Annotated in this window: 19 protein-coding genes, 1 tRNA gene, 1 other RNA gene and 1 pseudogene; 12 read left to right on the forward strand and 10 right to left on the reverse strand. The window is 67.9% G+C overall.

The features are described from left to right. The first annotated feature begins 11 nt into the window (after window positions 1-11). From ftsX to RR1_RS05390, 9 genes are all read left to right on the forward strand, one after another. On the forward strand, window positions 12-917 hold the full coding sequence (ftsX, locus tag RR1_RS05350) for a permease-like cell division protein FtsX (RefSeq protein ID WP_010837283.1): 906 nt from the start codon (window positions 12-14) through the stop codon (window positions 915-917). An 88-nt stretch (window positions 918-1005) separates the two neighbouring features. Continuing rightward, window positions 1006-1479 carry an SsrA-binding protein SmpB gene (smpB, locus tag RR1_RS05355; protein WP_010837281.1) on the forward strand — a complete coding sequence of 158 codons (474 nt, stop codon included), beginning with the start codon at window positions 1006-1008 and terminating at the stop codon, window positions 1477-1479. Further along, window positions 1476-2330 (forward strand): EamA family transporter, encoded by an 855-nt coding sequence (locus RR1_RS05360; protein WP_503826417.1) that lies wholly within the window; start codon window positions 1476-1478, stop codon window positions 2328-2330. Before smpB ends, RR1_RS05360 begins: the two co-directional genes overlap by 4 nt. A 62-nt stretch (window positions 2331-2392) precedes the next feature. Further along, window positions 2393-2767: a transfer-messenger RNA gene (gene ssrA, locus RR1_RS05365) on the forward strand. A 169-nt stretch (window positions 2768-2936) separates the two neighbouring features. After that, window positions 2937-4568 (forward strand): phosphoglucomutase (alpha-D-glucose-1,6-bisphosphate-dependent), encoded by a 1632-nt coding sequence (pgm, locus tag RR1_RS05370; RefSeq protein WP_040772443.1) that lies wholly within the window; start codon window positions 2937-2939, stop codon window positions 4566-4568. A gap of 50 nt (window positions 4569-4618) precedes the next feature. After that, window positions 4619-5836, forward strand: a complete 1218-nt coding sequence (locus RR1_RS05375; RefSeq protein ID WP_010837278.1) for an MFS transporter — start codon at window positions 4619-4621, stop codon at window positions 5834-5836. Window positions 5837-5873: 37 nt separating this feature from the next. Beyond that, window positions 5874-6368, forward strand: a complete 495-nt coding sequence (locus tag RR1_RS05380) for a MauE/DoxX family redox-associated membrane protein (RefSeq protein WP_010837277.1) — start codon at window positions 5874-5876, stop codon at window positions 6366-6368. 55 nt (window positions 6369-6423) lie between these two features. Then, window positions 6424-7161 (forward strand): DsbA family protein, encoded by a 738-nt coding sequence (locus RR1_RS05385; protein ID WP_010837276.1) that lies wholly within the window; start codon window positions 6424-6426, stop codon window positions 7159-7161. 132 nt (window positions 7162-7293) lie between these two features. Beyond that, window positions 7294-7366 (forward strand) — tRNA-Ala (locus tag RR1_RS05390). Here RR1_RS05390 and RR1_RS23085 read toward each other — a convergent pair. From RR1_RS23085 to RR1_RS05415, 4 genes are all read right to left on the reverse strand, one after another. Further along, on the reverse strand, window positions 7358-7861 hold the full coding sequence (locus RR1_RS23085) for a recombinase zinc ribbon domain-containing protein (RefSeq protein ID WP_071990711.1): 504 nt from the start codon (window positions 7859-7861) through the stop codon (window positions 7358-7360). The two genes, RR1_RS05390 and RR1_RS23085, sit on opposite strands and share 9 nt — an antisense overlap. A gap of 444 nt (window positions 7862-8305) precedes the next feature. After that, window positions 8306-9484 (reverse strand): Cmx/CmrA family chloramphenicol efflux MFS transporter, encoded by a 1179-nt coding sequence (locus tag RR1_RS05405; protein ID WP_040772433.1) that lies wholly within the window; start codon window positions 9482-9484, stop codon window positions 8306-8308. 381 nt (window positions 9485-9865) lie between these two features. Further along, window positions 9866-11266: an FtsX-like permease family protein gene (locus tag RR1_RS05410; protein WP_010837272.1), complete on the reverse strand. Its 1401-nt coding sequence runs from the start codon at window positions 11264-11266 to the stop codon at window positions 9866-9868. A 3-nt stretch (window positions 11267-11269) separates the two neighbouring features. After that, window positions 11270-11992 carry an ABC transporter ATP-binding protein gene (locus RR1_RS05415; RefSeq protein ID WP_010837271.1) on the reverse strand — a complete coding sequence of 241 codons (723 nt, stop codon included), beginning with the start codon at window positions 11990-11992 and terminating at the stop codon, window positions 11270-11272. A gap of 162 nt (window positions 11993-12154) precedes the next feature. Between RR1_RS05415 and RR1_RS05420 the strand changes: the two genes are divergently transcribed. Both RR1_RS05420 and RR1_RS05425 read left to right on the forward strand, forming a co-directional pair. After that, window positions 12155-13390, forward strand: coding sequence for a sensor histidine kinase (locus RR1_RS05420; protein ID WP_081634100.1), 1236 nt, complete (start codon window positions 12155-12157; stop codon window positions 13388-13390). An 18-nt stretch (window positions 13391-13408) separates the two neighbouring features. Continuing rightward, window positions 13409-14047 (forward strand): response regulator transcription factor, encoded by a 639-nt coding sequence (locus tag RR1_RS05425; protein ID WP_010837269.1) that lies wholly within the window; start codon window positions 13409-13411, stop codon window positions 14045-14047. Between the two features lie 73 nt (window positions 14048-14120). Here RR1_RS05425 and RR1_RS05430 read toward each other — a convergent pair whose 3' ends face one another. The 3 genes from RR1_RS05430 to RR1_RS05440 all read right to left on the reverse strand — a co-directional run bounded on the left by RR1_RS05430 (window position 14121) and on the right by RR1_RS05440 (window position 17055). After that, the gene (locus RR1_RS05430; RefSeq protein WP_010837268.1) at window positions 14121-14777 is read right to left on the reverse strand and encodes a MerR family transcriptional regulator; all 657 of its coding nucleotides are present in this window, start codon (window positions 14775-14777) and stop codon (window positions 14121-14123) included. After that, window positions 14774-16021: an MFS transporter gene (locus RR1_RS05435; protein WP_010837267.1), complete on the reverse strand. Its 1248-nt coding sequence runs from the start codon at window positions 16019-16021 to the stop codon at window positions 14774-14776. The genes RR1_RS05430 and RR1_RS05435 overlap by 4 nt, the downstream gene beginning before the upstream one ends. Window positions 16022-16098: 77 nt before the next feature. Continuing rightward, on the reverse strand, window positions 16099-17055 hold the full coding sequence (locus RR1_RS05440) for an AraC family transcriptional regulator (RefSeq protein ID WP_010837266.1): 957 nt from the start codon (window positions 17053-17055) through the stop codon (window positions 16099-16101). A gap of 146 nt (window positions 17056-17201) precedes the next feature. On the opposite strand from RR1_RS05440, the gene RR1_RS05445 reads away from it, so the two are divergent. Continuing rightward, window positions 17202-18020, forward strand: coding sequence for an NAD(P)H-dependent oxidoreductase (locus RR1_RS05445; protein ID WP_010837265.1), 819 nt, complete (start codon window positions 17202-17204; stop codon window positions 18018-18020). 135 nt (window positions 18021-18155) lie between these two features. On the opposite strand, the gene RR1_RS05450 is transcribed toward RR1_RS05445, so the two are convergent. From RR1_RS05450 to RR1_RS05455, 3 genes and pseudogenes are all read right to left on the reverse strand, one after another. Next, complete coding sequence (locus RR1_RS05450; RefSeq protein ID WP_010837264.1) at window positions 18156-18809, reverse strand: HAD family hydrolase; 654 nt, start codon at window positions 18807-18809, stop codon at window positions 18156-18158. A 116-nt stretch (window positions 18810-18925) separates the two neighbouring features. After that, window positions 18926-19099 carry a hypothetical protein gene (locus RR1_RS23180; RefSeq protein ID WP_422785259.1) on the reverse strand — a complete coding sequence of 58 codons (174 nt, stop codon included), beginning with the start codon at window positions 19097-19099 and terminating at the stop codon, window positions 18926-18928. Between the two features lie 103 nt (window positions 19100-19202). Next, window positions 19203-21323: pseudogene (locus RR1_RS05455) on the reverse strand (esterase-like activity of phytase family protein); the annotation flags it as partial. Between the last annotated feature and the right edge of the window lie 155 nt (window positions 21324-21478).

Genomic DNA, 21478 nt, shown 5'->3' on the forward strand with positions numbered 1-21478 from the left:
ACCCGAAACCCATGCGCGCCAGTTTTCTCTTCAGCGAGGTACTCACCGGCCTGCGCCGCAACGTCACCATGACGATCGCGATGATCCTCACGACAGCGATCTCGCTCGGCCTGTTCGGCAGCGGACTGCTCGTCGTGCAGATGGCAGGCAAGACGCAGCAGATCTTCCTCGACCGCGTCGAGGTGCAGCTGTTCCTCACCGACGACATCTCGGCCGCCGACCCGAACTGCGAGCAGCAGCTGTGCTCGGAGCTGCGCAGCGACCTCGAGAACACGTCGTCGGTCGTCTCGGTGCAGTACCTCAACCGTGACGACGCCGTGCGCGACGCGACCGAACGCGTCTTCCGGGATCAGCCCGAGCTCGCGGCGCTCGTGAGCCCGGACACCTTCCCGGCGTCGTTCAAGGTCAAGCTCGGCGACCCCGACCGCTTCGAGCTGATCGAGCAGGACTTCGGCGCGAGACCCGGCGTCGAGAGCGTGCTCAATCAACGTGACCTCGTCGACCGGCTGTTCAGCGTGCTCGACGGCGTCCGCAACGCGGCGTTCGCGATCGCCGTCGTCCAGGCGCTCGCGGCGGTGCTGCTCATCGCGAACACGGTGCAGATCGCGGCGTTCACGCGGCGTACCGAGGTCGGCATCATGCGGCTCGTCGGCGCGTCTCGCTGGTACACGCAGCTACCGTTCCTGCTGGAGGCGATCGCCGCGGCGGTCGTCGGTGCGGTGCTCGCGATCGGCGGGCTCTTCGTCGCCAAGAATCTGTTCGTCGACAGCGTCCTGGACGAGGTGTACGCGGCGAACATCGTCGCGCCCATCACGAACGCCGACGTGCTGTTCGTCTCGCCGATCCTGGTGCTCGTCGGCGTCGGTATGGCCGCGGTGACCTCCTACATCACCTTGCGGCTGTACGTTCGCGAGTGAACCGCGCCGCGAATTCGGTTGCGCCGGTCTCCTATGCTGGAATGGCCGAATTGCTGGAGTACGACATGCGGACCGGAGGGCCCGGACAGTGAAGGAAAAGGGCCGGAAGGTCATCGCGACGAACCGCAAGGCGCGTCACAACTACACCATCCTCGACACCTACGAGGCGGGGATCGCGTTCGTGGGCACCGAGGTCAAGGCGCTGCGTGAGGGCAAGGCGTCGCTCGTCGACGCGTTCGCGACCGTCGACGACGGCGAGGTGTGGCTGCGTGGCCTGCACATCCCGGAGTACGGGCACGGATCGTGGACGAACCACACGCCCCGGCGGACCCGGAAGCTGCTGCTGCACAAGCGGGAGATCGAGCACCTCGTCGGCAAGTCGCGTGAGGGCAACCAGACCCTCGTGCCGCTCTCGATGTATTTCTCGGACGGCAAGGTGAAGGTCGAACTCGCGCTCGCGAAGGGCAAGCAGGACTACGACAAGCGGCAGGACATCGCACGTCGCACCGCGCAGCGCGAGGTCGCTCGCGAGGTGGGCCGGCGTGTGAAGGGCATGCGCTGAACGTACTGCTCGCTCTCGTCGCCGCCGTCGCGTACGGGGTGAGCGATTTCGTCGGGGGCGTCGCGTCCCGCCGGGTGTCCGCATTGCGCGTCGTCATCGTCTCGTACCCCATCTCGGCGGTCGTCGTGCTCGCGCTCGCACCGATCGTCGGCGGCACCATCACGACGGGCGGCGTGATCTGGGGGATCGTCTCCGGCCTCGCTGCGGGCGTCGCGGTGTGGTGGTTCTACCTCGCGCTCGCCGAGGGACCGATGTCGATCGTCTCGCCGGTGACGGCGGTCGTCGTCGCCGGCCTGCCGGTGATCGTGGGGCTCGCGATGGGGGAGCGGCCCGGCGTCGTCGCGATGACGGGAATCACGGTTGCCTTGATCGCCGTCGTGCTGGTGAGCCGGGAATCGCCCGACGACACGGCCGGTGAGGTGAGTGCGCGGACGCTGCGCTTCACCAAGCGCGTCGCGCTCCTCACGGTCGGCTCGGGCGTCGCGTTCGGCCTCACCTTCATCGCGCTGCACCGCATCGGCGACGAGGGCGGGCTGTGGCCGCTGGTCCTCTCGCGTGCCTCGGCGACCCTCGTGGTGTGGGCGGTGGCGCTCGCGGCGCACCAGTTCTCGGCGCCGCGAGGGCGGCCGCTGCGGCTCGCGATCTACGTCAGCGTGCTCGACGTCGTCGCGAACGCGGCCATGCTCTACGCCTTCCACGGAGGCCTGCTCTCGCTCGTGAGCGTCATCGGTGCGTTGTATCCGGCGGCGACCGTTCTGCTCGCCATGGTGATGCTGGGCGAGCGCGTGGGCCGGTTGCAGCAGGCGGGCATGCTGTTGGCGCTCGCCGCCGTCGCCATGATCTCGATATGAGGATGAAATCGTCGGGGGGACGCGTTACAGTGGGTGGCCCCGCGAGATTCGTGGGGACGTACGGGGCTGAACGGTTTCGACTGCGTACGTAACGTCGAGGGAAGCGTGCCGGTGCAGGCAAGAGACCACCGTTAAGCGTCGCTGCAACCAATTAAGCGCCGATTCCAATCAGCGCGACTACGCCCTCGCTGCCTGATAGCAGCGACTGCGTGTCTGTCAGCCCGGGTTTGCTCTCGGCCCGGTGTCTGGCATCAGCTAGAGAGCTTCACCGTTCGGCTCGGTCGCGGAGTCGAACGGGACATCCAACAGCGACTGGGACCGTCATCTCGGCTTGTTCGCGTGACCGGGAGGTCCGAGTAGAGGCATAGCGGACTGCGCACGGAGAAGTCTCGGCAGTGCTGCGGAGGACCCGGGTTCGATTCCCGGCAGCTCCACTCCGAACCGGGTCGGACATCACACACGATGTCCGGCCCGGTTTTTTCGTGCCGTCGTCGCCGGCACCACCGCGTGGCGACCCTCACTCGCGTCGACATCGAGCGGCGGCGTCTCTCGCGGGCGACAATGACAGGAGCACCGGAACATCGAGGTTCGCAGCGAGGAGTGGTCGTGGTCGACGAACGAGCAGGCAAGCCCGCAAGATCCGAGGATCTCACCGACATCGCGCATCTCGTCTCCGCGTACTACACCCGTACTCCCGACCCCGACGACGCGCGTCAACAGGTCGCCTTCGGGACGTCCGGGCATCGCGGTTCGAGCCTCGACACGGCGTTCAACGAAGCCCATATCGTCGCCATCTCGCAGGCGATCGCCGAGTATCGCGCGGGCGCCGGAATCGACGGGCCGCTGTTCATCGGCCGTGACACGCATGCACTGTCGGAGCCGGCCTGGACGAGCGCAATCGAGGTGCTCGTCGCCAACGACGTCGCTGTTCTGATCGATTCCCGCGACGGCTACACGCCCACACCCGCTGTCAGCCACGCGATCCTCCGCTACAACCGCACGGGCCCGGAATCACGCGCCGACGGCATCGTCGTGACGCCCTCGCACAATCCACCGCGCGACGGTGGCTTCAAGTACAACCCGCCGAACGGTGGGCCCGCCGACACGGATGTGACGGCGGCGATCGCCACGCGCGCGAACGAACTGCTCCGCTCGGGTCTGTCGGGCGTCAAACGCGTTCCGTTCGAGCACGCGATCCGGCGCGTCGAGCGGTACGACTTCCTCCGTTTCTACGTCGACGATCTGCCGAACGTCGTGGACCTCGCGGCGATTCGCGACGGCCGCATCCGGATCGGGGCCGACCCGCTCGGCGGTGCCAGCGTCGACTACTGGGCGGCGATCGCCGACATCCACCGGCTCGATCTCACCGTCGTCAACCCACTCGTCGATCCGACGTGGCGGTTCATGACGCTCGACTGGGACGGCAAGATCCGGATGGACTGCTCGTCGCCGTATGCGATGGCGTCGCTCATCGAGCAGCGTGATCGCTACGACATCGCGACGGGCAACGACGCCGACTCGGATCGCCACGGGATCGTCACTCCCGACGACGGTCTGATGAATCCCAACCACTATCTCGCCGTCGCCGTCGACTATCTGTTCCAGCATCGGCCGCACTGGCCGTCGGTCGCGGCGGTCGGCAAGACGGCCGTGAGTTCGTCGATGATCGACCGCGTGGCCGAGGGCATCGGACGATCGGTGCTCGAGGTTCCTGTCGGCTTCAAGTGGTTCGTGCCGGGGCTTCTCGACGGCTCGCTCGGCTTCGGCGGCGAGGAGAGCGCGGGCGGATCGTTCCTGCGGTTCGACGGCTCGCCGTGGAGCACGGACAAGGACGGCATCATCATGGCGCTGCTCGCGTCCGAGATCCTCGCCGTCACCGAACGGACGCCGTCGCAGCTGTACCACCACCTCGCAGGGCAGTTCGGCGATCCCGCGTACGCGCGCATCGACGCCCCCGCGACGCGGGAGCAGAAGGCGGTGCTCGGCAAGCTGTCGGCAGATCGCGTGACGCAGACCGAACTCGCGGGCGAGCCGATCACGTCGATCCTCACCGAATCACCCGGTAACCATGCTCCGCTGGGCGGACTCAAGGTCGTGACGCAGAGCGCCTGGTTCGCGGCGAGGCCGTCGGGCACCGAGGACGTCTACAAGATCTACGCCGAATCGTTCCTGGGCGCCGATCATCTCGCGCAGGTCCAGTCGGCCGCACAGGAGCTCGTCTCGCACGTGCTCGGCTGAGTCTCGTGGGCCGCGGATAGGATCGTTCGCGGTATGAACGAGCACACGCGATGACGGAAGAGGTCGAGCCGCGGGCCCGGCTCCCCAAGGAGATCTGGGTTCTCGTCAGCGCGGCGTTCCTCATCGCGCTCGGCTTCGGTCTCGTGGCGCCGGCCCTGCCGCAGTTCGCGCGCAGCTTCGATGTCAGCGTCACGGCCGCGAGCGTCGTCATCTCGTCGTTCGCGTTCATGCGTCTCGTGTTCGCGCCCGCGAGCGGACGGCTCGTGCAGCGGCTGGGGGAGCGGCCGATCTACATCACCGGTGTGCTCGTCGTCGCGGCGTCGACGGGCGCGTGCGCGATCGCGGCGAACTACGGCCAGTTGCTCGTGTTCCGCGGGCTCGGTGGCATCGGGTCGACGATGTTCACGGTGTCCGCGATGGGTCTGCTCATCCGCATCGCACCGCCGGGGATGCGGGGCCGCGTGTCCGGGCTCTACGCGACGAGCTTCCTCATGGGCAACATCACCGGGCCGCTCTTCGGCGGTCTGCTCGTCGGATTCGGGCTGCGGGTGCCGTTCGTCATCTACGCGATCGCCCTCCTGATCGCGGCGGCGGTCGTGTTCTTCGCGCTCCGGGGTTCGCATCTCGCGGCCCCCGATCGCGGTGCCGACGTCCCCACGCTGACGTTGCGGGACGGGCTCGCCGCGCCGTCGTATCGCGCCGCCCTCGTGTCGAACTTCGCGTACGGCGGCGTCATCTTCGGTGTCCGCGTCGCGATGGTGCCGTTGTTCGTCGTCGAAGCGCTGAACCGCGACGCCGCCTTCGCGGGCATCGCGCTCATGGTGTTCGCGGTCGGCAACGCCGCCGTCCAGTCGATCGCGGGCCGCATGTCCGACCGGATCGGACGAAAACCCTTCGTGCTCGGCGGGCTGATCGTCTGCGGCGCGAGCACCGTCGCGATGGGCATCGGCGAGAACCTCGTGGTGTTCCTCGTCGCCTCCGTGACGGCAGGGCTCGGCTCGGGAGCGATGAACCCCGCGCAGCAGGCGGCGGTCGCGGACGTCATCGGGTCGAAGGCCCGCGGCGGGCCGGTGCTCGCGACCTTCCAGATGATGTCCGACGTCGGCGGCGTCCTCGGGCCGATCATCGGTGGCCTCCTCGCGGAGACCTTCTCGTACGGGGTGGCGTTCGCCGTGACGGGTTCGGTCATGCTCGTCGCGGCGCTGGTATGGGCGAAAGTCCCTGCCGAACCGGTGCCGAAAGACGCGAACGAGGACACCCAACGATGACGGCGCGGAGCGTCGCAGCCTGAGTACGCTCGACCGCGTGTGGATCACGCGGACCAGTGCGGTCGCCAGGCTCGTGCTCGCTGCCGTTCTTCTCGCGTCGGGCGTGCTCAAGGTGATCGATCCCGCGCAGACCGTCGTCGCCGTGCGTGCCTACCGGCTGCTGCCGGAGGAACTCGTCCGGATCGTGGCCGTGACCCTGCCGTTCATGGAGATCGCACTCGCGGCGTTTCTGCTGCTCGGGCTCGCTGTGCGCGCCACTGCGATCGTCTCCGTCGTGCTGTTCGCGGGGCTGATCGGCGCCATCGCGTCGGTGTGGGCGCGCGGCCTGTCCATCGACTGCGGGTGCTTCGGAGGTGGCGGCGACGCCGCCGACGTCACGTGGACCGACTACGCCACCGAGATCGCCCGAGACCTGGGGTTCGTTGCGCTCGGATGCTGGCTCGCGGTGTTCCCCACGTCACCCTGGGCGCTCGGTGTCCGGTCCCGTAGGCGGACTATGGCGCCCGCCCGTGATGTCGTGATGGCAGAGTGAGAGAGATACGCCCCGACGTCCACCGTCCCACCGATCCAGAAGGAAGCATCGCCCCGTGAGTGCGAAGAACAAGTACACCGCGCAGCCGGAATCGAACAAGATGACGTACATCCTCGGCGGTATCGCCGTGGTGGTGATCGCGGTGCTGGTGATCGGTGGCGTGCTGTGGCAGAACCAGCGCAGCACCCCCCAGAACGAGGGGTACGGGTCCGTGCAGAACGCAGACGTGCAGGTGTCGATGGACGAGAACGGTGTCGTCGCGCTCGGGCTTCCCGGGGCGCCCGCGACGATCGACATCTACGAGGACCCGATGTGCCCCTACTGCTCCGAACTCGAGCATCAGAGCGGCCAGGCACTCGCGCAGCGCATCGACGACGGCGACGTGACCGTGCGGTACCACATCCTCAACTTCCTCGACCGTCTGAGCGCGAGCGGCGACTACTCGACGCGCGCCGCTGCGGCGTCGCAGTGCGTCGCGGAGACCGGCGACGCCGTCGCGTACTCGGCGTTCCATGCGACGCTCTTCTCGCCCGACTTCCAGCCCGCCGAGAACGCCGGCAACGACCACTCGAACGAGGAACTCGCCCAGGCCGCGCGCGACGCGGGTGCGTCCGACGAGGCTGCGCAGTGCATCGCCGGTGGCACGAAGGTCGAGGCCGCCGCAGCAGCGGGCGAGGCCGGACGCCAGGCGCTCGCTGCTACCGGCTCCAACGGCACCCCGACCGTCGTCAAGGACGGCCAGCTCGTCGATGCGCTCGGTGACTCCGACTGGGTGTCCAAGGCCCTCGGCTGAGCCGACCGCGGTGGGCGCGACCGAGTCGCGCCCACCGCGTCCACCAGGGGATTTGTAGCGTTCCTCGCGGATGGTGTAGTTTTCTACAGGCACGTGAGAGAGCCTTCGGGCCTTCTCGCGACAACCGAATACGGGGCTATGGCGCAGCTGGTAGCGCACCACACTGGCAGTGTGGGGGTCAGGGGTTCGAGTCCCCTTAGCTCCACCCCGCGCACAAGGCTCGAACCCTTGCCGATGGAATCGTTGGCAAGGGTTCGAGCCTCGTTGCTGTTCTGGCCTCAATTGAGGGCGTTGGCGTTGACCTCGGGGTCGAGGAGCATCTCGAAGGGCCGGTTGTTCTCGACGCGTAGCTGGTCGTCTTCGTCGATGTAGACCTGATCTGCACGCGCGTGTAGTAGTCCTCGATCAGTTTCTCCACGTCGTCGATGAGCATCGCTTGCCGGGTGCAGTCGGTGCGCTTGGAGTGCCTGCCTGAGCAAACGAAGTAGCAGTAGACGTTGCCGTGACGGTTCTTGGCGGTGGACACGATGAGCCGGGACCCGCACTGGCCGCAGTGGATGGTGCCCTTGAGGTAGTGGTCGTGGATCTGGGTGGCCTCGGCAGCGCTCTTGTGCGCGGTGGGCGCTCGTCCCCGCCGAGGTCTCCTACCATCTTGACGATGCTCGCGTCCCAGATGGCGCCGGCGGCGTTGTCGGACCACTTCTCCCGCGCACGGCTGACGGGCGCGGTATCCACCACGTAGTCACGGTCGAGTTGGATCGTCGTCACGGTGACGGCACCCTCGGGCTGGCTGCCGCAGAGAGTGTCAGCTGGGAGGACCACGACATCCCCGATTTTCACGGGCTTCTCGCCGAACTTGCTCAGTAGGACTGCCGACCCGTGGCGAACGACAATCAACTTCACGCAGTCGTAAGCGATAGGCGTACGTGGTGAGGAAACAGTCGCAGAATGGGCAAGGATGAGACCTTGGGCCGGGGCATAAAGTCCCGGCGCTCCACGGGCATCGACCGCACCACTCGGAAGCATCTCTTAAGTGCTCGCGAACTGTACGTTCGAGAGCAGCCGTATCCCAGGGGCGCCATCGACCGTGGGCGGTGACATGGCCCCGCTGCGAGTTGTGGGTCATCGTTCCTCGCCCGTGCTGTCAGCCGGGAGGTGTCACCGTGCTGGTCCGGTGCGCAGAAGCTGACGCGGCACTCCATAGAACGATGGCGAGGAGTACCAGCACGGCGCTGACGATGACAGGTCCGCGAACGCCGATGGACTCGATGGCGAGGCCGCCGATGACTGGTCCGATGACGGCGCCGACGTTCAGCGCCACGGTCGCGAAGGAGCCTCCCATTGTTGGGGCGTCGTGAGCGGTGGCGATGATTCGCGCGATGAGCGTGCTGCCCAGCGCGAAGGCCAGTGCTCCTTGGATCAGGGCGAGTGGCCAAAGGGCGAGCGGGCTGGTGACGGTCAGTGCGAGCAGCCCCCAACCGGTCATCAGTAAGGGCCCGGTCCCGAAGATGAGGCGCCGCCAGTGTCGGTCGCCGAACCTGCCGGCTGTGTTCACTCCGAGGAAGGCGCCGATGCCGAACACCGCTAGCAGGGCTGGTACGGCTCGTTCGGTGAGCCCTGCGGGGCCGGTGGCGATCGCCGCCAGGTAGATGAAGGTGCAGAAGGTGGCAGCGTTGATGAGTGCCGCCATGACGATGTTCAGCTGGACCGGACGGGTGCGCAGGCTCGCCAGTTCGCGACCGACGGTGCCAGGTGCGCCGCGCTCCGAGACTTCGGCAGGGCGGGTAGGTGTGGTGGCCAGCACTGCGACGAGAGCTGGCAGGCAGAGCACAGCGATGAGCCAGAGGGTCGAACGCCAACCGAGCAGTTCACCGACCAGGGCTCCGGCCGGGACTCCCGCGATCAGTGCGAGTGTGGTGCCTCCGAGGATGATCGCCAGGGCGCGAGTGTGGCGCTCTACGGGGACGATCCGAGTCACGGTGGAGAGTGCCACCGCGAGGAACCCCGCGTTCGCGAGTGCGGCGCCGACGCGGGAGATCAGCAGGACGGCGAAGCTGTCGGTGACAGCGCCAACGACGTGCGCGATGATGAATAGCGCGAGGAAGCCGGTCAAAGTCCAGCGCGGGGAGACTCGGCGAGCAGCACCAGCCATCACCGGTGCGCCGATCACCATCCCTAGGGCGAAACCAGAGGTGAGGAGCCCGGCCTGGCCGAGCGAGACCTCTAGCTCCATGGCGATGCCGGGCAGGAGTCCGGCCAAGACGAATTCAGAGGTTCCTTGGGCAAAAACGGCAACAGCAAGTAGGTAGAGAAGTGCGGGCACAGGTATGCCTTCCGAAGCAAGAGGGCCAGAGCGGGGGTGCGTATGGCACTACCGGGGTGCTTCGGATGCGCAGGAAACAGACGTCGCCACTGGCCGCAGCATGGGAGCGGCGGGAACCGTTAGGCGATGAGCTGGGGCATCTGGGGCTACCGGTAGACCGGTAGCCCTGGCGTGTCTGCTTCGGGTGACCTCATACGCCAAGCCTAGCAACCGATCGCGCATGCTCCTCCGAGCAACCAGGCGATGGCCCGCGGGGCCGCAGATTGACAACTCCGCGCGAGGGACTGCCCCCGTTCGGTTGACATCTGAGTTGTGAGACTCGGTTCCCACAGCGACTGGATGTTCACCATGCCCAAGCCCTATCCGGGAGTGTCGTGCGCGTCAGGCTCCTCGAGCGCGCAGCTGAGTGCTGGGTCCGTGGCGCAACGGTCGTGCCGCCGGGACGAGGAGGACGACGAACAGCACCAGCCACGAGGCGATTGCGCCGATTCCCATCGCACCGACCGGCCACGAGACGATGACCGAACCCAGTGCTGCACGAGACACGAGGGCGACCACCAGCCCCGCGGTGGCGACGGGGAGGAGCGCAACGAGAGTGGCGGCGAGGGCCATCGCCAGGCTCTCGGAGGCGATCAGTGAACGCACCTGTGATCCGCGCATTCCGGCCGCTTGCAGCAGTGCGATCTCGCGGCCCCTGTCGCGTGCGGACAGAGCGACCACCGCGGCGCTCGTGGCGAGCATGCATACAGCCACGACAGCGACGATCGTCCACACATCGGTGAGATCCGTCCGAGTACCGGGCTGGAGTGCGTCGGTCAGCGCCGCGACCGAGCGCACGGAGCACAGCAGAAGTCCGATACCGCCCAAGCCGGCCGCCAACGGGGCGATCGTCGTGGCATCGAAGTGAACGCGGTCGGCCGCCGCACGCACACCCAGGCTCGCAGCCGCAGCGGGAGTGCGTGCGAGGACGCCATGAAGTGCCCGAAAGACGAGTGCGACGAGTCCGGGGCAGAGCAGGTGGACGGCGATCAGGGCGCTTCCGCTGGCATCGACGGCCAGATTGAACATCGAGGCCGGGCTCGTCGATCCCAGCTGGGCCGCGAAACCTGCGGCCACGACGAGGCCTGCTGCGACGAGGATGAAGAACGCTCCGGCCATGATGCGGAGGACCGTCGAAGCAGCTCGACGCTGCTCGTTGCCACCGGTGTTCAGCGCAGCGCTCGGGGGCGTGCGGGATGCGCGAACGGCCGGCAGGACTCCGCCGACGACCGCAGTGGCGACGCCGAGGAGGATCGTTGCCGCCGGCGCCCACCACGTGGCGGTGAAGCCGGGCAGATCGGCGTCGGGTGCGACGGCGACGTTGAAAGCCGGAACAGCCCAGAAACCGACCAGGGTGGATACGGCAGCGCCGATCACCGCCCCACACGTGGCGACGAGGGTGAGGACGAGGAGCGTGGCAGCGAAGACCGTGGTCGGTGAAGCACCCATCAGCAGCCAGAGAGCATAGGAGCTGCGTGTGGTGTGAACGCCCGCCCTTCCCACCACGGTAAGAGCGACCCACGCGACCAGTGCGATGACGGTGCCGATCGTCACCGAGAGGATCCGGAACTCCGCGACGGGCACACCGGCGGCGTCGACGGCGGTGTGAAAGGCGGCGTCACCGGTCCAGGCGAACTGGTGCACACACAGGCCGACCAGGGTCGTGACGACCGCTACCACGGCGATCGAGGGAGTCCACTGCCGCCACTCGTCGGCGAACATGCGGGTGACGTAGCGCAGCACGGTTCACGCCCTCAGTTCGGTCATGAATGCGAGAAGCTCCTGGCCGGTGCTGCGTCCGAAGGTCTTCACGGTGCGACCGTCGTGCATCACCACCACGGTGTCGGCGAGCGCGGCGGCGTCGAGGTCGTGGGTGACCATCACGATCATCTGCCCCTCGTCGGCCATGCGGCGCAGAGTGTCGAGCACGAGCCGAGTGCTCTGCGAGTCGAGCGCGCCGGTCGGTTCGTCGGCGAAGACGATGCCTGGCCGTCGTGCCAGTGCACGGCACACCGCAGTGCGCTGCTGCTCTCCACCGGACAGGGAACGCGCTGGTGCCCTGCGCCGGTGGCTCAGGCCGAAGGACTCGATCAGCTCGGACACCACCGCACGAGGGACGGGCGCTCGGTCGAGCCGGAAGGGAAGCGTGATGTTCTCCTCCACGTCGAGGAACGGAACCAGGTTGTACTGCTGGAAGACGAACCCGATCTCCGAGCGGAGCATGCTCGCGCGCCGACTCGCCGACTGGCGGTAGATGTCGCGGCCGTCGATGCTCACCGACCCGGAGGTCGGTTGCTCGAGACCGCTGAGGCACATCAGCAGCGAGGACTTTCCGGAGCCGGAAGGGCCGACGACCGCAGTGAGTCCTGCTCCCTTCAACTCCAGAGTGCACCCCTGGAGGATCTCGGTGGTCACGCCCGCCGTCGTCACGGCTCGGCGGACGTTGCGGGCAGTGAGCGTGATCGTCACACGAGGCCTCGACTCCCTGATCGGAGCTGCTCGAGAGCCGAGCAGGCTGACCTCGGAAAGATACGGCGGCGCGGTCTTCTCGCGCTGCCCGCTGTGGTCACGAGTCGACTCGTGACCACAGTCACGGGTTTCCGGGCTGTTCGCGAAGCTAGGCTGCAACCCATGGGCTCCTCGAGGGGGGACGTCGAGCGCACGCTGATGGCACTGCAGGGAGTGGCTCTGTGCTGTCTCGGTACGGCCGCCGTGCTCCGCGTCGTCGATTTCACCCGGACGGGCTCCGGCCTGGCCGTCGCAATCCTGTGGGTCGCATCCGTACCCCTCATCTGTGCTCTGTGGGTCGTCCGTCCGCGTCTCGTCCGTGCAGGCCACGCCGTCGGGTCGACCGCGCTGGCGGTCGTGCTGGCGACCCCGGTCGCGGTGTTCGGGACGCTCGGGTTCACGATCCCGGTGCTTCTGCTCGTCGTCGCGTTCGCCGTGGTCGACGTGTCCCTGCGGGCGGGTGTGTATGCGGCCACCTGGATCTCGGGTGTCGGGTTCGCTCTCCTGATCTCCGGCGGATTCGGGTCCTGGGATGCATTCGCTGACGCGGTCGTTCAGGCAATGATCAACGTGGTGCCCGTCGCCGTGCTGTTGTGCTTCGGCATCGTGCTCGGTCTCGCGCTGCGCGGGTTCGAACAACGTAAGGACGCTGACGCCAAGGTCATCGACCGGTTGCGACGCGTCGCCGAGATCGAGAAGGAACTCGTGCTCTCCGACGAACGGGCGCGCAGCGCGCGCGAACTTCACGACGGGCTGGGCCACCGCCTCACCTTGGTGTCGATGAGTCTGGAACTCGCCGAGCGCATGCGCGCCACCGACGCCGGCCAGGCATGGAAGGAGATCCGTACCGCCAAGGACACGTCGAGCGACGCCCTCACGGAGATGCGCACCTGGGTGCGAGCGCTGAACCCCGTACGAGACGCGGGTGCGCGGGGGCTTGCCGCTCTGGAACTGATCGCCGAGTCGTTCCGCGGCACCGGCGTCACCGTCGAGGTCTCCGGCGACGATGCCTCGGACGACGAACTGACGCACAACGATTCGACCGCGCTGCTGATCTACCGCGCTGCTGATCTACCGGGCTGTCCAGGAAGGTCTGACCAACGCGCTTCGGCACAGCAGGGCGCGCAGGGTGCGAATCACACTCGTCGCCGACGGCCACCGCCTCGACCTCTCGATCGTCAACGACCTCGACAGCGCAGCCTCGACGACGTCGCAGGACGCGAGGGTGCCGGCTCTCGGATTCGGATTGCGCGGCTTGGCCGACCGAGCGGCCGAGCGCGGGGGAGCGATGCGCGTACGCCGAGAAGGCGACGAATTCACGCTGAAGGTCTCGGTGCCGCTCGCCGTGCCGGCCCGTGAACGTCGGAGGGTCACCGCATGATTCGCGAGCACGCCACTCGGGTTCTGCTCGTCGAGGACCAGCAGTTGATCCGGCGTGGTTTGGCCATGCTGCTCGCGACCACCGACGGAGTCGATGTCGTCGCCGAGGCCGAGGACGGACTGGGGGCGCTCGACGTTCTCTCGACGACGACACCGGACGTCGTGCTCACGGATGCGCGGATGCCTCGTATGGACGGGGTCGAACTCACTGCACGGTGCACGCGCGACCATCCCGGGCTGCCCGTGCTCGTACTCACCACATTCGACGACGATGCTCTCGTACAGGCGGTGCTCACGGCGGGTGCGTCCGGATTTCTTCTCAAAGACACGTCTGTGGAGGAACTCGGAATGGCGCTCCATGCGGTGGTCGAAGGCGGCATGGTGATCGATCCCCGCGTCGCACGAGCCGCCGTCCAACGGAAGAGAACCGTGGACGGACCGCTCGCGATCCTCACCCGCCGGGAGCGCGTCGTGGCAGAACTGGTCGCACAGGGCCTGACGAACGCCGACATCGCCGCTCGACTCGTCCTGGCCGAGGGAACGGTCAAGAACCATGTGTCGGCGCTGCTCCGAAAGCTCGACGAGCGAGACCGCACCTCGCTCGCTCTCACGCTCTACAAGGCCCTCGGCGACTGATCACCGAAGTGGTTCGACGCGATCGTTGCACCGGGGCCCGCTGCCATCGAGCCGCTCTCGAAGGACCCCGCAACTAGGACGGTGGCCTCGCCGCACTGCGCAGGAAGTCCTTCTGCCGGTCGTTCAGGTCGCGTTCGGCCAGATCGAGGATCACCTGGAGTTGCTCTTCGGTCAGCGACGGCAGCTCATCGGCGACGTCGGCGACCAGTGAGCGCGCGTGTGCCATGAGCTGGCGAAGCTCGCCGTCGGTGGTGGTCTCGTCGAGGGCGTCGAATAGCTCCTGTAGCGACGCCAAGTCCGACCGCATCTTCGGGTCGCGCAGCGCATCGGCGAAGACTTCGGTCTGCGGATGCTCCCGGTAGAGGTGGGCGATCACGACGGCGACCGGGATGTCGGCGGGTGTCAGGCTCAGTGCAGCTGCCGTCCTCGACAGTCCGACGTGGTGTCCGGCTCGCGCCCGGGCCAGCCGTTCGCGTTGTTCGGTGAGCGCCGCGATCTTCGCTTCCAGGGCCCGGTCGACGTCGTCCAGCGCCTCCTCGGTGGAGGACGATCCGTAGTCCGCTGCCACGGCTCCGGCCTGCGCCAGCGACAGGCCGGAGCCGGTCAACTGGCCGATCCGTAGCAAGGCCACCAGATGATCCGAGGTGTAGTCCCGGTACCCGTTGGAGCGACGCGGCGGCTCCGGCAGCGCGCCCATCTGGTGGTAGTAGCGAACGGTGCGGACCGTCACACCGGCGAGTTCTGCGAGTTCCGAGATGCGGATGGGGATGACACCTGCCCGAGTCGACGAATGCTGGGACTCAGCAGGGCCAGGGTGGCCGCGCCGATCCACAGGAGGACGAGAGCCGTCGTGGCGAGGTGCAGCGAGCCGACTTCGATGAGCAGCGCTGCCGCACCGATCCCCGCCGACGGGACGAGAGTCATGATGGCGTTCTGGGCACCCAGTACCTTCCCGCGCTGAGCATCCGCGACGTTCTCCACGAAGGTCAGCCCGACGACGGCGTTCATGCAGCCACCACCCAGCCCGACGATCGCGGCCCCGGCGAAGATCGACCACACCGGCCCCAGAATACCGATGACGACGAAGCCCACGGCGACGACGACGACACCGGTGACGAACCATCGCCGGCGCGGGATCCTGGTCCCGAATCCGGCGAACAGTCCACCGCCGACGAGGAGGCCGGCGGCCAACGCGCTGAGCACGAATCCGATGAACCCGACCTCGTCCTGGAACGCGAAGTGCACGGGAATCACCATGCCCTGGGTGGCGGCGAGCACGACGGCCAGCGCCAGCCCCAGCAGGACGACGACGCGCAGGAGCGGGGTGCGGAAGATGACCACCAGGCCGTCGAACACGGAGCCGGGCGTCTCCGAGCCGGAGTCTCGCTGCTGTGCACCCGGCAGTGTCGCGGCGCCGGAGGGGACCACGAGGGTCAGCAGAGCCGCCAGTGCCGCGATGCCGGAGGTCACCCACATGACAGCCACCGGCTCCAGAGAGGCCACGAGGATGCCGGCGATGGCGGGTCCGACCAGCAGCGAGACCCCTGCGAGGGATTCGCGCAGGCCGATCAGCCGAGAAGGATCCATCCCGGCGGCCCGCGCGACGGCCGGGAGCATGGCCTCCCGGGCGGTGATACCGGGGACGTCGCCGAACGAGTTCAGCACCGCCACGGCGATGAACCATCCCAGGTTCAGCCCGACGGTGAGATCGACGATGGGCAGGATCAGTAACGCTGCAGCCGAGATCAGGTCGGAGAGAACGGCGGCGGTGCGGCGGTTGATCCGGTCGACGAGCGAGCCCATCAACAACCCGGCGACCGCAGCGGGCACTGCAGCCGCGATGGCGACGGCCCCTGCGCCCAGCGGACTGCCCGTGGTGAACAGGACCAGCAGTGGGAGCGCTATGGCAGTGATCGAATTGCCCAGCAACGATGTGCCGAACGACGTCAGGTAGAAGAACACGATCCGTGTCATGCGACAAGCTCAAACGATGACGTCGCGTCAGGGTCAAGCAGTGATCCAGAACGCCCACTCCCACCAGGCGATCGACATCACGCCGACCGACTGCGCGCCAGGGCCCGGTGTCGACTGGGCCGCACCCCGTACTCCCGGATGAACGCGGTGCTCAGTGCGTACGCGCTCGAATAGCCGACCTGGCGGGCGATCGACTCGATAGTGTCCGCGCCGTCCTGCAGGAGGTCTGCGGCCAGGCAGAGGCGCCATCCTGCGAGGTACGAGATCGGTGGTTCGCCCATCACCTCGGCGAACCGCCGCGCGAACGTCGCGCGCGACACGCGTGCTTCGCGTGCGAGCGAGTCGACGGTCCACTTCTGGGCCGGGTCGGAGTGGAGGGCGCTGAGCGCAGGGCCGACGACCGGGTCGTCGGCAGCGCGATACCACGCGGGGCCGGTCACGTCCGGGAGCGCGAACCAGTCGCGCAGGGCTCCGATCAGCACCAGATCCAGAACTCTGTCGACGACGGCCTGCCGACCGGGTTCCTGGCTGTCGAGCTCGGTTTCGAGGAGATCCAGCGCCCGTGATCGCTGTCGCCCGCGGGGGACGACGATGACCGGCGGCAGGGCGCCCAGCAGACGCTGTGCGATCCGGCCCGAGGTCGGGAACGACCCGGTCAGCACCACGTGCTCCGCCCCGAGCCGCGCCTGGACATCGCGATCACCGAGGCCGACGGCCGCGTCGTCGAGCGGGTTGCCCACCGCGTCGGCGCAGGTGCCGTCGGCCGTCACGACGCAGACGGGCTCGATCCGGCCGCTGGGACGGCTGCTGAGGACGACCGGCCCGGGGCCGGTGAGGAGCGTGAGGTCGCGGTTGTGCAGTGCGACGGGATCGCAGCCGTCCTGGTGGATCCAGCCGTCGCCGCGAATCATGGTGGCGAGGGTGATCGACGAGCCGCCCTCGACCCGGATCGCCCACGGCGGCTCGATCAGGCTCCGGGCGATCAGTGCCCCCGAGGACCGGATGTTGTCGAGGACTTCCGAGAGCGTGTCCATGTCTCGAGAGTAGATGTCTCGAGATTGGACGGAAGAATATCGAATCGAGAGTTTCGAGCATTCTCCGTCTCATGTTCCTGCGGTGGACTGGGTGGTGACCGCCGGAGCACGGGCTCTGTCTGCACCTACCCAGCAGGAGGCTTCTCATGACCGTCGACCATCCGCCGACCCCCGGCTCCGCACTCTGGGTCCTTGCGCATCCGCGGCAGGATTCGTTGAACGGGCACTTGTTCCGCGCCGGCGTCGAGGCCCTGTCCCGGGACTACGACGTCGCGACGTCGGACCTGTACGCCATGGGGTTCGACCCGGTGCTGGGCGAGGACGATCTGGGTGAACCGGCCGGCAGGCCGGGCAATCTCGCCGTGCTCGCAGGAGAGGCGTACGCGCAGGGGCGGCTGCAGCCCGAGGTGGAGGCCGAACATGCCAAGCTCGCGGCCGCCGAGCTCCTCGTCCTCCAGTTCCCGCTGTGGTGGTACGGCCCGCCGGCGATTCTCAAAGGCTGGCTGGACCGCGTGCTGACCGATGGTTTCGCCTACGACGACGAACTCGACCCGGAGCTGGGGACCCCGCGCCGGTACGGGGACGGTGGGCTCACCCGGCGCAGGGCGCTCGTCGTCGTGACGGCGGGGGAGGACGAACGCACGCTCGGGCCCCGCGGCGTCAGCGGGGATCTCGACTCACTGCTGTTTCCGCTGACCCACGGCGCACTCTGGTACGTGGGAATCGATGTGGTGGATCTCCACGTCGTCCACGATGCCGACGGCCTGAGTTCGGCGGGCGTGGAGCGTGAGATCCGCCGTCTGCGCGACCGTCTCGCCGGGCTGGACTCGGAACCTGTCCGTTCCTTCCGTCGCCTGCGCGACGGGGATTACCCCACGGACCTGCGCGCACTGCACCCCGAGCTGCTGCCCGGGCGCACCGACCTCGGCATCCACCGCCGCAGTGCTTCCCTGGATGCCGGGTAGGACGGTTCGAGGGTGACGGACGCGGACCGTCGCGTGTGTGTCGGTCGATTCGACGGCTTCGAGACCGCGGGTTTCGATCGTGCGCGCATCGTCTACGCGGCGGGCGCTCACCTGGAGTCGCAGGCAGGGCCTTTCTCAGCGATACGACGTTCTGTCTTCGTCCGTATCTGCGAACTGCTCAGCGAGTTCGTCCAGCGAGTTCAGCCACACGTCGGCAGCGCTCGCCTCGGGCCTGCTCGCATGTATGTGGCCCCACGGGCCTCGTCGCAGGAACGCTGCACGCAGTCCTGCCGCACGCGCAGGCAGAACGTCGTTGTCCAGCCGGTCACCGACATACAGCACTTCGTGCGGTCTGACACCGGACGCCCGCACGACTCGCTCGAAGAACACCGGCGACGGTTTCGACACCTGCCACTCGGCGGACGACGCGACGAAGTCGACACCGAAGCCGAGGGACCGTAGGCCGGCGGCCGTCGCTGCAGGCTGGTTGCCGGCGATGCCGACGACGAACCCGGCCGCCCGCGCCGCGCGCAGGCAGTCGAGGGCATCGGGATAGAGATCGTCCCGGCTGACGGGCGGCATCGCTGCCGGTGCACTTGCACCGAGCCGCTGCCAGACGTGCCGATGGTCCTCGTCCCTCTCGATGAGCGCGCCGAGCATGCCCATGAGCGCAAAGGGTGTGGTTCCGGCCTCGCGTGCGAGTTCGGCCCACATTCGCGACTCGTCGACCAACGTCTCGCCCACGTCGAATACGACGGCCCGTAGTCCTGTCGGCAGTCGACCGTCCATCCGTCGATCCTCGCACGGTCTCAGGGAAGCGCTTTCCGGGCCGCACTCAGTCGCCACTCTGTGGCGACAACGCCGAGCCCTCCACGAGGCCATGAAGCCTCGGCGTGCGCTAGTGCTCAGTCCCGCAGCGCTTCTGCGGCGGGGCCGAGGTCGAACAGCACCGTCTCACCGTTGGCGTCGTCGAGGCCGTCGTTGTCGGTGACGACGTACAGCCTGCCGTTGCCTGCGACGGTCATTCCCTCGACCTTCTCCTGGGCCCAGCCGTTCGTGGCCTGCAGATCGGGAACCAGGTCGCGCGCGAGGGTTTTGGGGAGGACCGGGGGGGTCGGCCTGCGCGTCGCTCACACCGGGCTCGGTGGGTATGTCCACGCGATAGATGCCCTTCACCGCGATGTCGGGGCCGTTCAGCTTGTCGCGTTCGAGCACGTAGAGCGCGCCGTCGTGCACCATGATCTCGGAGAGGCCGATCCAGTCGCCGTCGATGTCGGTGGCCTCCAACTGGTAGCCGAACCATTCCCAGCTGCCCGCACCGCCGCTGCTGGGGGTGTACCGACCGATCCGAGCGATCCCCTTCGGATCGCTGTCGAGTTCCCGTTGCACGGCGACCCACACCGAATCACCCTCGACGGCAACACCTTCCAGTCCCTGGCTGCCCAGTCCGGCGGCGATGTCCGCGGGGAGCGCGATACGCTCCTCGACGGTGCCGTCGGCGGCGACCTGCACCAGTTCGTTGCCTGCGCCGTCCTCGCCCTCCACGGCGAGAGCGAAGCCGCCGTCGCCGCGGGCCGAGATTCCCTCGACGTCGAGGCTCACCGGTTCGCCGTTCTCGGTGATGGCCTGCTGGGTGTCGATCACTGCCGGCGTCGCGCTGACATCCACACCCAGCAGCCTGCTCGGGCCGTACGCGTTGTCGGTGATGGTGTACAGCCGGTTCGCGTCGTCCGGATCGGGACTCAGCGCACCGAGCGCACCCCAGCCGATCGGCACACCGTCGACGTCGCCGGAGACGACGGTCGGGAATGCCACGCCGCCGTCGTCCGCATACCGCTCACCGAACCCGTACAGGCTGATCGTGGCGCGTACTCCGGCCTCGGCGTCGTCGGTCTCCGACGAGATCGCCAGCAGCCCCCGATCGGGAATCGGCAGGATCCCTTCCGGGCCCGGGGTGGTCGGCAGGATCTGCCGGAACGCCGGCGCGGCGGGGTCGGACACGTCGTATACCGCGACGAAGTTGCTGCGCTCGGAGGCGACGAGTGCCACCGGCGTGCCGTCGATCTCGGTGATCGCCAAACCCTCGGGTTCGGTTCCCTTGGCCTCGGCGCGGCCTTCGTTGTGCAGGCCCGTGCGTGTTGCGAGGTACTCGAAGGAGGTGCGCGCATCCCAGACGACCTCGCCGGTGGTCACGTCGAACACGCTCCACCCGCGTGTCCCGCCCTTCCAGTCGCCCTCGTTGGCGGCGGCCAGATGCTTGTCGTCGATCCAGCCGATGGCGTCGGGTTCGCGCGGTACGTCGGTGATCGAGCCGGTCAGCGAGATCGCACCGTCTTCCACCGTGTCCACGCCGTCGAGCGACACCGTACCGGTGCTGAACACCCCGACGAGATCGCCCGTGGGGCCGTCGATGATCGCGATGCCGTTGTTCTCCTGAAGGCTCACCGCGATTCGCCCGTCGGAGGCGATCGTCACGTACTCGGGTTCGAGATCCTCGGGGGTGTCGAGTCCGGCTTTCCGTGCCTGCTCCACGTCGATCTCCACGCGCCGCGGCTGCCAGGCGTCCGGTTCGCCGACGAGATCGACGACGGAGACGAATCCGGTCGGGGGCTGGGGCAGGTCACCCTCGTCGCCGCCGGGCGGCGTGAACTCCTCGTCGCGCTGATTCTCCATCGCGATCGCCGCGAACGAGCCGTCGGCGCTGATGGCGATGGAGTCCGGCTGGCCACCGAGGTCGATGCTCCGCACCCGGCTCCGGTCGCCGATCCGCACCACGTCGACTCGGCCGCTCGGATGAGCGAAATCGCCCGCGGTGGTATCGACGACGACCAGCACGTACTCGCCGTGGGCGATCACCGACGTCGGCTGGTCGTCCGCCGAACCCAACTCGGCGAGTGACAGGGTGCCGAGCCCTCGCGGCTCCGCTGGGTTCGAGATGTCCACGAAGCCGACCCGTTTGGCCGTGGCATCGGTGTAGATCATGGTGTTGCCGTCCGCGCTGACGGTCGAGATCTCAGCGACGGTCTCGGTGTCGGCGGGTTCGCCGTCCGGCGCATTGGCGACGACGGGATACGTCGCCAACCGGTGATAGCGATCCGCACCGTCGAGGTTCCAGTCGATCGAGGACGCCGCGAACCGGGTGCCGTCGCCTCCGTCGCTCGTGTCCTCCGTAACCGAGGAACATGCGGCGGTACACAGGACCGCGGCGGTGACGACCGCGATCGGTACACGATGCACCGTGGTTCTCACATTCCGACTCCCAGTCCTGTGACGCCGTGCCTGCGGACGGCCCGGCAAAGGCATGAGTGTGTCGATGCGAAATGGCCGTCACGTGCCCGATTCGCGAACGGGGAGTGTCCAGCATGCGGCGACCAGTCTCCCGGCCTCGCGAGCACGCGGACGACTGCCCCGCGTCGATCTCGACGAGGTACGTGAACGCCATCGGGGCGCTCTCGTCG

Origin of the sequence: Rhodococcus rhodnii NBRC 100604 (genome assembly GCF_001894925.1) — a bacterium.
Lineage (GTDB): Bacteria > Actinomycetota > Actinomycetes > Mycobacteriales > Mycobacteriaceae > Rhodococcus_F > Rhodococcus_F rhodnii.

Coding starts and splice junctions, on each gene's coding strand:
- ftsX (WP_010837283.1), top strand. CDS start 12: ATGCGCGCCAGTTTTCTCTTCAGCGAGGTACTCACCGGCCTGCGCCGC.
- RR1_RS05375 (WP_010837278.1), top strand. CDS start 4,619: ATGACGGAAGAGGTCGAGCCGCGGGCCCGGCTCCCCAAGGAGATCTGG.
- RR1_RS05420 (WP_081634100.1), top strand. CDS start 12,155: ATGGGCTCCTCGAGGGGGGACGTCGAGCGCACGCTGATGGCACTGCAG.
- RR1_RS05425 (WP_010837269.1), top strand. CDS start 13,409: ATGATTCGCGAGCACGCCACTCGGGTTCTGCTCGTCGAGGACCAGCAG.
- RR1_RS05435 (WP_010837267.1), bottom strand. CDS start 16,021: ATGACACGGATCGTGTTCTTCTACCTGACGTCGTTCGGCACATCGTTG.
- RR1_RS05440 (WP_010837266.1), bottom strand. CDS start 17,055: ATGGACACGCTCTCGGAAGTCCTCGACAACATCCGGTCCTCGGGGGCA.
- RR1_RS05445 (WP_010837265.1), top strand. CDS start 17,202: ATGACCGTCGACCATCCGCCGACCCCCGGCTCCGCACTCTGGGTCCTT.
- RR1_RS05450 (WP_010837264.1), bottom strand. CDS start 18,809: ATGGACGGTCGACTGCCGACAGGACTACGGGCCGTCGTATTCGACGTG.